Source organism: Streptomyces sp. NPDC060205 (assembly GCF_042728395.1).
GTDB lineage: Bacteria > Actinomycetota > Actinomycetes > Streptomycetales > Streptomycetaceae > Streptomyces.
This window is the reverse complement of record NZ_JBHWZP010000320.1, coordinates 1-10,420: the sequence shown is the minus strand read 5'-3', so window position 1 is coordinate 10,420 and position 10,420 is coordinate 1. Positions and strand designations below refer to the sequence as shown.

The following is a 10,420-nucleotide window of genomic DNA, read 5'->3' as shown; positions in this document are numbered from 1 at the left end:
CCGGACGGGCTGAGATGTCGCCGGACCGGCGGATATCTTCAGCCCGTCCGGCGTTTGAGGACGAGCGCGCAGCGCGATCAGGGGGGCGAGGGGGCGCAGCCCCCATGCGGGACGGGAATGGGTAGGGGCGGCGGGGGCGATATACCTGCTATGACCGACTACCGCATCGAACACGACTCCATGGGCGAGGTCCACGTCCCCGCGGACGCGAAGTGGCGGGCCCAGACCCAGCGCGCCGTCGAGAACTTCCCGATCTCCGGGCAGCATCTGGAGCGCGCGCACATCGAGGCCCTGGCCAGGATCAAGGCGGCCGCGGCCAAGGTGAACGCGGGCCTCGGGGTGCTGGACAAGGACGTCGCGGAGGCGATCCAGGAGGCGGCGGCCGAGGTCGCGGACGGGAAGTGGGACGCGCACTTCCCCGTGGACGTCTTCCAGACGGGTTCGGGGACCTCGTCCAACATGAACACGAACGAGGTCCTCGCCACGCTGGCGACGGAACGGCTCGGCAGGGACGTACACCCGAACGACCATGTGAACGCCTCGCAGTCCAGCAACGACGTCTTCCCCTCCTCCCTGCACATCGCCGCGACCGCCGCCGTCACCCGCGATCTCGTCCCGGCGCTCGAACACCTCGCCGCGTCGCTGAGCCGCAAGTCCGAGGAGTTCGCCGATGTGGTGAAGTCCGGGCGGACCCATCTCATGGACGCCACGCCGGTGACGCTGGGCCAGGAGTTCGGCGGGTACGCGGCGCAGGTGCGGTACGGGATCGAGCGGCTGGAGGCCTCCCTGCCCCGGCTCGCCGAGCTGCCGCTCGGGGGGACGGCCGTCGGGACCGGGATCAACACGCCGCCCGGGTTCTCCGGCGCCGTGATCGCCGAGGTCGCGCGCACCACCGGGCTGCCGCTCACCGAGGCCCGCGACCACTTCGAGGCGCAGGGCGCGCGGGACGGGGTCGTCGAGACCAGCGGCCAGCTGCGGACCATCGCCGTGGGGCTCACGAAGATCGCGAACGATCTGCGGTGGATGGCGTCCGGGCCGCGGACGGGTCTCGCGGAGATCAACCTGCCCGATCTGCAGCCCGGTTCGTCGATCATGCCCGGCAAGGTGAATCCGGTGATTCCCGAGGCCGTGCTGATGGTGGCCGCGCAGGTGGTCGGCAACGACGCCACGATCGGCGTCGCGGGCGCCTCCGGCAACTTCGAGCTGAACGTCATGCTGCCGGTCATCGCGAAGAACGTCCTGGAGTCCGTGCGGCTGCTCGCGAACGTCTCCCGGCTGCTCGCCGACCGGACCGTGGACGGCATCACGGCCAACCGCGAGCGGGCCCGCGAGTACGCCGAGTCGTCGCCGTCGGTCGTGACACCGCTGAACAAGTACATCGGGTACGAGGAGGCCGCCAAGGTCGCCAAGAAGGCGCTCGCCGAGCGGAGGACCATCCGCGAGGTCGTCCTGGATTCGGGGTACGTGGAGCGCGGCGACCTCACCCGGGAGCAGCTGGACGAGGCTCTGGATGTCCTGCGGATGACAAGGCCGTAACGTCGTCCGGCGAGCGGACGAACCATGGCGCTTACCGCAGCGTCGTATGCCTTGGGCACCTAATATCTGTTCATGGCAGAGGGTGGAGCGGTGACACACGTGGAAGCGGGCGGTTCGGCGGCGTACTGGAACCCCGGGAGTCAGATCCTGTGGCGGTACCGGGAGAACGCCGGCGACCGCATCCACATCGCGCGTCCCGTGACCGTCGTGCGGGACGACGGCGATCTGCTCGCCGTGTGGCTGGCGCCGGGGACGGAGTGCGTGAAGCCCGTCCTCACGGACGGCACGCCGGTGCACGCGGAGCCGCTGGAGACCCGGTACACCAAGCCGCGGACCGTGCAGCGCGACCGCTGGTTCGGCACGGGCGTGCTGAAGCTGGCGCGGCCCGGCGAGCCCTGGTCGGTGTGGCTGTTCTGGGAGCCGGGCTGGCAGTTCAAGAACTGGTACGTCAACTTGGAGGAACCGCTGGCCAGATGGGCCGGCGGTGTCGACTCCGAGGACCACTTCCTGGACATCTCGGTACACCCGGACCGCACTTGGGGCTGGCGCGACGAGGACGAGTTCGCGCAGGCCCAGCGGGACGGCCTGATGGACGAACGGCTGGCCGCGCGCGTCGGCGAGGCAGGACGCGCCGCGGTGGAGGTGATCCGCCGCTGGGGCCCGCCGTTCTGCGACGGCTGGCAGCACTGGCGGCCCGATCCCGCCTGGTCCGTACCGTCCCTGCCCGACGACTGGGATCGCACGCCCGCGCACGTGTCCACGTGAGACCCTTGATACGCCCCCGTGGTAGAACCGTAGGATCGTCCTCCGCAACGCACGGAACGAACAGTCAGGGTCGGTGCGCGACACCGCCGTTGAGGAGTGGTGGTCGGGTGGCGTGCGGACGCGCCACGGCAACTCCCGCACAGGGCGCTGGGCTTGACCGAACGTCACCGAGGGGCGGCAGGACGTGAGCGTGGGGTACGAGGGTCACAGCGGTACGACCCGGCGCCGGCGAATCAGGCTGTTCCCGCCGGTGTCCGAAGGTCATTCTTCTGAGAGGCTGTCTGATCACGCGGGGATTCCGTTCCTGGGGCACGCATTCCGGGTATCGGGCTCTCTGCGGGACGAACTGCACGCACGGCGCGCAGCACCGGACGGATGGATTCGACACGCGTGACGGAGCACCCCACCTCCCATGAGCGCCGACAGCCCAGCGCTGCCAGGCCCACGGCCCCCGCGGACCCTCGCGGGGCGCTTCTGCGTACCCCGGAGCCGCCCGCACAGGGCTCACCCGGTTTACCGGCGCAGGGACGGCCTGACGACACCCCCGGTTCGCCGGGGGCCGTCGGCATGCCCGTTCCCGACGGCCAGAAACCGGTCGGCGCACCCGTGACCGCGGACGCACAGGCCGCCGCCCCGGGCGCGCCCGCCGGTTCCGGGCCCGAGCACTCACAGCCGTCGGCCACCGAACCGGCCGGCGAGCCCGATCCGCACCGGCCGCGGCCCGAGTCCCTGGGCGGCACATCCGGCGCGGAGGCCGCCGTCCAGCTGGGCGGCAAGGACCGTCGTACGGGACAGAGCCCGGCGCCCGGCGCGCCCATGCCCATGCGCCGGGACGGCGACCGGCTGCGCTTCGTGGGCGCCGCCACCCGGCGGATCGCCCGCGGCATCGACCTCGACGAGATCGTGATGGGGCTGTGCCGGGCCACCGTGCCGACCTTCTCGGACGCGATCCTCGTCTATCTGCGCGACCCGCTGCCGGTGGGCGACGAGCGGCCCACCGGGCCCGTCGTGCTGCGGCTGCGGCGCACGGACCGCATCCCCGAGGACCGGGACACCGAGGGCTTCCTGCTGCCCGCGCTGCAGCCCGAGCCGGACGTCGGCATCACCGCCGAGCTGTGCACCGTACGGCCCGGTGGCGCCCTGAACGAGGTGCTGCGCGGGGTGCGGCCCGTCTTCGCGGACGCGCCCGCCGCCCGGGCCGCGCTGCCCGAGCTGATCGGCGACGACCTGAGCGTGCCCGGCGGCCAGCGTGCGATCCTCGCGCCGCTGCGCGGCCGGCGGCGCGTGATCGGTGCCGCGCTGTTCCTGCGCCGCCCCGACCGGCCGGCCTTCGAGACCGACGACCTGCTGGTCGCGGCGCAGCTCGCCACGCACAGCGCGCTCGGCATCGACAAGGCTGTGCTGTACGGGCGCGAGGCGTACATCGCCGACGAACTGCAGCGCACGATGCTGCCGGAGACCCTGCCCCGGCCGACCGGTGTGCGCCTGGCGTCCCGCTACCTGCCGGCCGCCGAGACCGCGCGGGTCGGCGGGGACTGGTACGACGCGATCCCGCTGCCCGGCAGCCGGGTCGCCCTCGTCGTGGGGGACGTCATGGGCCACTCCATGACCTCCGCGGCGATCATGGGCCAGCTGCGCACGACCGCGCAGACCCTCGCCGGGCTCGACCTGCCGCCGCAGGAGGTCCTGCACCACCTGGACGAGCAGGCCCAGCGCCTGGGCACCGACCGCATGGCGACCTGCCTGTACGCGGTGTACGACCCGGTCGCGCACCGCATCACCATCGCCAACGCCGGCCATCCCCCGCCCGTACTGCTGCATCTGGGCGGGCGGGCCGAGGTGCTGCGCGTACCGCCGGGTGCTCCCATCGGCGTAGGGGGCGTGGACTTCGAGGCGGTCGAGCTGGACGCGCCCGCGGGCGCCACGCTGCTGCTGTACACCGACGGGCTGGTCGAGTCGCGGCTGCGTGACGTGTGGACCGGGATAGAGCAGCTGCGCGAGCGGATCGCCGCGACCGCCCAGCTGACCGGACCGGACCATCCGCCGCCCCTGGAAGCGCTGTGCGACGAGGTGCTCGACATGCTCGGCCCGGGTGACCGGGACGACGACATCGCGCTGCTCGCCGCCCGCTTCGACGGGATCGCGCCGAGCGATGTCGCGCTGTGGCATCTGGACCCGGAGGACGCGGCGCCCGGCCGGGCCCGCCGGCTGGCCCGCAAGGCGCTGTCCCGCTGGGACCTGGAGGAGCTCACGGACTCCGTGGAGCTGCTCGTCAGCGAGGTCGTCACCAACGCCGTACGGTACGCGTCGCGGCCCGTGACGCTGCGGCTGCTGCGGACCGACGTGCTGCGCTGCGAGGTCGGCGACGACGTCCCGCAGCTGCCCCGGCTGCGGCAGGCGCGCGCCACGGACGAGGGCGGACGCGGTCTCTACCTGGTGAACAAGCTGGCCAGGCGGTGGGGCGCGACCCGGCTCAGTGCGGGAAAGGTCGTCTGGTTCGAGTTGAACCACAGCTGAGGGGTACCCGCGCGGGATGCCCCTGGCAGTGGCTTCGGCGACCCCGGACGCGGGTTGGAATCGAACCGGAATCAGACCCCGTCCAAATGTTGCCGACATCCCGTCGGCGGAGTTGACTGCTGGGTGAGCGAAGCGACCAATCGACTCTTCTCGAACGGGAGGACGCTCGTGACGCAGGCACCCGACCAGGCTCCGTACACCACGAACAACGTCGGGATTCCGGTGGAGAGCGACGAACACTCGCTCACCGTCGGCCCCGACGGCCCGATCCTGCTCCAGGACCATTACCTCATCGAGAAGATGGCCCAGTTCAACCGGGAGCGGGTACCGGAGCGGGTGGTGCACGCCAAGGGCAGTGGCGCGTACGGCTTCTTCGAAGTCACCAATGACGTCAGCCAGTTCACCCGGGCCGATCTCTTCCAGCCCGGGAAACGCACGGACATGCTGGCGCGCTTCTCCACCGTCGCGGGTGAGCAGGGCTCCCCCGACACCTGGCGCGACCCGCGCGGTTTCGCGCTGAAGTTCTACACCGAGCACGGCAACTACGACATGGTCGGCAACAACACGCCGGTCTTCTTCGTGCGGGACACGATCAAGTTCCAGGACTTCATCCGCTCGCAGAAGCGCCACCCGGTGACCGGGCTGCGCAGCAACGACATGCAGTGGGACTTCTGGACGCTCTCACCCGAGTCCGCGCACCAGGTGACCTGGCTGATGGGCGACCGGGGCGTCCCGAGGACGTACCGCCACATGAACGGCTACTCGTCCCACACCTACATGTGGATCAACGGCGGCGGCGAGCGGTTCTGGGTGAAGTACCACTTCAAGACCGACCAGGGCATCGAGTTCCTCACGCAGGCCGAGGCCGACGAGCTGGCCGGTTCGGACGCGGACAAGCACCGCCGCGACCTGTACGAGTCGATCGAGGCCGGGAACGCGCCGAGCTGGACCCTCAAGGTGCAGATCATGCCGTTCGAGGACGCGGCGGACTACCGCTTCAACCCCTTCGACCTGACGAAGGTGTGGCCGCACGGCGACTACCCGCTGATCGACGTCGGCCGGATGGTCCTCGACAAGAACCCCGAGGACTACTTCGTCCACATCGAGCAGGCTGCCTTCGAGCCGTCCAACCTGGTGCCGGGCATCGGGCCCTCGCCGGACAAGATGCTGCTCGGCCGGCTCTTCTCGTACCCGGACACCCACCGGTACCGGATCGGCCCGAACTACGCGCAGCTGCCGCCCAACCGGCCGCACTCGGCGGTGAACTCGTACGCCAAGGACGGGCCGATGCGGTACGTGCCGTCGAACGCGGCGCGGCCGTACGCGCCCAACTCGTACGGCGGGCCCGCGGCCGACTTCGGGCGGTTCGGTGAGCCGGCGAGCTGGCAGACCGCGGGGGAGCTGGTGCGGGAGGCCACGAAGCGGCATCGCGAGGACGACGACTTCGGGCAGGCCGGGACGATGGTTCGGCAGGTCCTTGATGACGCTCAGCGTGAGCGGCTCGTGGCCAACGTCAGTGGGCATCTGTTGGCCGATGTTTCGCAGCCTGTGCTTGAACGGGCGTTCCAGTACTGGCGGAACGTCGACAAGGGGATCGGCGACCGGATCGCCCAGGCGGTCAGGGGGGCGTGAACGCCGGCGGGGAGCTGCGGGTCCGCTGTGGCCGGCCGCGCAGTTCCCCGCGCCCCTGATGGGGCGCAGCCCCTCGTAGGGGCGCGGCGCGGGGAACTGCGCGGCCCGCCCCCACCGGGCCGCACCGCAGGTCAGTCGTCCGACTGAGGGTCGTCCGGGTCCGGGGGTAGTTCGATACCTCCCGGGGACGACGGAGCGCTCGTCGTGGGCGTCGGGTCCTCTTCCGTGGGGGTCTCCTCGGGAGTGGACTCCGGCGGGGACGTGCTCGTCGGCGGTTTCGTCGTCGGATCCTCCGTGGAGGGCTCCGCGGACGGCGTCGTCGGCGTGGAGCTGACCGTCGGCGTCGGGGTCGGCTTGACCGCCGCACCCTGCTTCGTGTCCAGGTCGAACCTGGTCACCTCACCCATCGCGTCGAAGGTGTACGCCGCCCAGATCTGCGCGGGATAGCCACCGCCGTTGACGCGGCCCTTGCCCGGCAGCAGACCGGTGGCACCCTGCATCGTCACCTGCGCGTGGGACTTCGCGTCCTCGCCGAACATCCCGACCGAGGTGACCAGGTCGGGGGTGTAACCGGTGAACCAGGCCGACCTGTTGAAGTCGGACGTACCGGTCTTGCCCGCGACCTGCTGCCCGTTCCGCGACGGGTTGTCCCGCACGGAGGTGCGGGCCGTACCGTCGTCGACCACGCCCGTCAGCACCGAGGTGACGGTGTCGGCGGCCTCGGGGCTGATGACCTGGTCGCCGATCGGGTCGGGGAACTTGACCGCGCGGTCCTTGTGCTCGACCTTCTTGATGACGGCCGGGGTGACCTTCTTGCCGTGGTTGTCGAGGGTCGCGTAGACGCCGGCCATCTCCAGCGGGCTCGCGCCCATCGTGCCGAGGGTCTGGGCGGGCACCGACTTGACGCCCTCGACGTCCATGCCCAGCTCGCCCGCGGTCTTCATGACCTGGTCCATGCCGACGTCGACGCCCATCTGCGCGAAGACGGAGTTGATGGACTTGTTCATCGCGGTCTGGACGTCGACGTCGCCGTAGTCGACGTCGTCCTCGTTCGGCGGGGAGAAACCGACCTTCGTCCCGTCGTCGACGACGGGACGCTTGCTCGTGCCGTCGTAGATCGTGTTCGCCGTGATCGGGTCGTCGTCCTGGGTCGTGGCGTCCTGGTCGACGGCCGCGGCCAGGATGACGGGCTTGAAGGTGGAGGCGGGCTGGTAGTCGCGGCGCGTCGCGTTGTTCGTGAAGTGCTTCACGTAGTCCACGCCGCCGTACATCGCGAGGACCCGGCCCGTCTTCGGGTCGACGGAGGCGGCGCCGGCCTGGATGTCGGCGTCGACGTCCCGCTTCTTCCCGTCGAGCTTGCTGGTCAGCTTGGCCTTGACGGCCTTCTCCAGCTGGGCCTGCTTCTTCTTGTCGATGTTCAGCGTGATGGTCCAGCCGCCCGCCTTGACCATCCTCGCGGCCTCGTCCGGGTCGGAGGCCGTGCCGTCCTCGACGAGCTGCTTCTCCAGCGTCGAGTTGGCGGCCTCCACCAGGTAGCCGGCCTGGCCCTCCAGGCCGGGTGCGCCCTTGGGGTCCTTCGGCACGGGGAACGTCATGTCTGCGCGCTTGGCGGAGTCCAGCCAGCCCTCCTCGACCATGTTGTCGAGGACGTAGTTCCAGCGGTTCTTGACGAGCTTCTTGCTGGTGTCGCTCGCCACCGCCCAGTCGTACTGGCTGGGGGCCTGGAGCAGCGCGGCGAGATACGCGCTCTGGGGGACGCTGAGCTTGTCCGCGTCCACCTGGTAGTACGCCTGCGCGGCGGCCTGGATGCCCCAGGCGTTACGGCCGTAGTAGCTGGTGTTGATGTACCCCGCGAGGATGGCGTCCTTGGACTGCTGGCGGTCCACCTTCAGCGAGATGACCAGTTCCTTCAGCTTGCGCGTGACGGTCTGGTCCTGCGTGAGGTAGTAGTTCTTGACGTACTGCTGGGTGATCGTCGAGCCACCCTGCTTGCCCTTGCCGGACAGGGTGTTGAGCAGACCGCGGGCGGTGCCCTTCAGGTCGACGCCCGAGTCCTTGTAGAAGGACTTGTTCTCGGCGGCGACGAAGGTCATCCGGACGCCCTTGGAGACCTGGTTCAGGTCGACCAGCTCGCGGTTGACCTCCCCGTCGCGGGCGAGCGTGTCGCCGTTGGCGTACTTGTAGATGTTGCTCTGCTGGACCGCCGCCGCGTTCCCCTTGGGGACGTCGATCATCAGATAGAGCCCCACGAAGGCGGCCATCCCGAGCAGACAGAGACCGAAGAACGTGCCGAGGATCTTCTTCCAGGTGAAGAACCGGCGTATACCGCTCTTGCCGGTCTTGCCCTCCGCCCTGGACGAGCGTTTCGGCGCGCCGCGGTGTCCACCGCGCTGCCGCGCTCGTCTCTCATCCGCTCGTCCCATGGGTACGTCCGCTCCGCTTCCGTCTCTCGTGTCTCACAGGTTCATCGCTCGGGCCAGCTCAGCAAACTAACACCGCAGCTGCGGACAAACGCCTGTCGATCCGGCCTTTTACGGACGTGAGAATCAGCACCCACCCCACTGGAACCGACGATTCACGGGAGTGGAAGGTTGCTGTGGCGGGTAAAGTGATATCACTTAGATAGGTCGCGCCGGACGTCCGCACAAGGGGCGACGGCACCCAGAAGCACCGAGAAACGGGGGAACACTCATGTCCGCACACGACTCTCCGGACCACACCCAGGACACCACCGACCTGCCCGAGATGCCCGCTCCGCGCGTCCGGGAAGTATCCGCGCACAGCATCGGCGGCGGGCTCGCGCTGCTGCTCGGCCTCGTCGGACTGCTGCTGGGCGCCGCGCTGGTCGTCTCCGCCACCGCGGTGGACGCCGCCGGCGGCAAGGCCGTGCTCATCGTGGCCGGCATCCTGATCGGCCTCGCGGCCTTCATCGCCATGTGCGGTCTGAACATGGTGGCGCCCGGCGAGGCCCGCGTCGTCCAGCTCTTCGGGCGCTACCGCGGCACGATCCGCGAGGACGGGCTGCGCTGGGTCAACCCGCTCACGTCCCGTACGAAGATCTCGACGCGGGTACGCAATCACGAGACGGCCGTCCTCAAGGTGAACGACGCCTACGGCAACCCGATCGAGCTGGCCGCCGTCGTGGTGTGGCGGGTCGAGGACACCGCGCAGGCCAGCTTCGAGGTGGACGACTTCCTGGAGTTCGTCGCCACCCAGACCGAGGCGGCCGTGCGGCACATCGCGATCGAGTACCCGTACGACGCCCACGACGAGGAGGGCCTGTCACTGCGGGGCAACGCGGAGGAGATCACCGAGAAGCTCGCGGTCGAACTGCGGGCGCGGGTCGACGCGGCGGGCGTGCAGATCATCGAGTCCCGCTTCACGCATCTCGCGTACGCGCCCGAGATCGCCTCGGCGATGCTCCAGCGGCAGCAGGCGGGGGCGGTCGTCGCCGCGCGGCGCCAGATCGTGGACGGGGCGGTCGGCATGGTGGAGGCCGCGCTCGCGCGGATCTCCGAGCGGGACATCGTGGAGCTGGACTCCGAGCGGAAGGCGGCGATGGTGTCCAATCTGATGGTGGTGCTGTGCGGGGACCGGGCGCCGCAGCCCGTCCTGAACACGGGGTCCCTCTACCAGTGAGTTCCTCTCCGGAGGGGGCCCCTCCGACTCCCCCCGAGCCCCCTCGGCGGCGGGCGCAGCAGCAGCGCAAGCAGGTGCTGTTGCGGCTGGATCCGCTGGTGTACGAGGCGTTGGCGCGGTGGGCCGGGGACGAGTTGCGCTCGGCCAACGCGCAGATCGAGTTCCTGCTGCGCCGGGCCCTGGGCGAGGCGGGCCGCCTCCCCGGCGGAGCCGGCCCCCTCCCCCGCCGGGGCCGCCCTCCCCTCTCCGAGGAGGGGGAGGAGTAGGCGGGACCGTTGTCGGGTGCGGGTCCGTTGGGGCTGGCCGCGCAGTTCCCCGCGCCCCTGAAAGC

Annotated in this window: 7 protein-coding genes; 6 read left to right on the top strand and 1 reads right to left on the bottom strand. The window is 70.3% G+C overall.

What is annotated here, in order from left to right; translation table 11 throughout:
• Window positions 1–150 precede the first annotated feature (150 nt).
• The 4 genes from ACFWGJ_RS36045 to ACFWGJ_RS36030 all read left to right on the top strand — a co-directional run bounded on the left by ACFWGJ_RS36045 (window position 151) and on the right by ACFWGJ_RS36030 (window position 6,450).
• On the top strand, window positions 151–1,536 hold the full coding sequence (locus ACFWGJ_RS36045) for a class II fumarate hydratase (RefSeq protein ID WP_387333038.1): 1,386 nt from the start codon (window positions 151–153) through the stop codon (window positions 1,534–1,536).
• 72 nt (window positions 1,537–1,608) lie between these two features.
• Complete coding sequence (locus tag ACFWGJ_RS36040) at window positions 1,609–2,301, top strand: DUF402 domain-containing protein (RefSeq protein WP_387333036.1); 693 nt, start codon at window positions 1,609–1,611, stop codon at window positions 2,299–2,301.
• A 375-nt stretch (window positions 2,302–2,676) separates the two neighbouring features.
• Window positions 2,677–4,818, top strand: coding sequence for a SpoIIE family protein phosphatase (locus ACFWGJ_RS36035; protein ID WP_387333034.1), 2,142 nt, complete (start codon window positions 2,677–2,679; stop codon window positions 4,816–4,818).
• 168 nt (window positions 4,819–4,986) lie between these two features.
• Window positions 4,987–6,450 (top strand): catalase, encoded by a 1,464-nt coding sequence (locus tag ACFWGJ_RS36030; RefSeq protein ID WP_387333032.1) that lies wholly within the window; start codon window positions 4,987–4,989, stop codon window positions 6,448–6,450.
• A 131-nt stretch (window positions 6,451–6,581) separates the two neighbouring features.
• On the opposite strand, the gene ACFWGJ_RS36025 is transcribed toward ACFWGJ_RS36030, so the two are convergent.
• A complete protein-coding gene (locus ACFWGJ_RS36025) occupies window positions 6,582–8,873 on the bottom strand; it encodes a transglycosylase domain-containing protein (protein WP_387333030.1) in 2,292 nt (763 codons plus the stop codon).
• Window positions 8,874–9,141: 268 nt separating this feature from the next.
• On the opposite strand from ACFWGJ_RS36025, the gene ACFWGJ_RS36020 reads away from it, so the two are divergent.
• Both ACFWGJ_RS36020 and ACFWGJ_RS36015 read left to right on the top strand, forming a co-directional pair.
• The gene (locus tag ACFWGJ_RS36020) at window positions 9,142–10,089 is read left to right on the top strand and encodes an SPFH domain-containing protein (RefSeq protein ID WP_387333028.1); all 948 of its coding nucleotides are present in this window, start codon (window positions 9,142–9,144) and stop codon (window positions 10,087–10,089) included.
• Window positions 10,086–10,355, top strand: coding sequence for a hypothetical protein (locus ACFWGJ_RS36015; RefSeq protein WP_387333026.1), 270 nt, complete (start codon window positions 10,086–10,088; stop codon window positions 10,353–10,355). Before ACFWGJ_RS36020 ends, ACFWGJ_RS36015 begins: the two co-directional genes overlap by 4 nt.
• Window positions 10,356–10,420 lie beyond the last annotated feature (65 nt).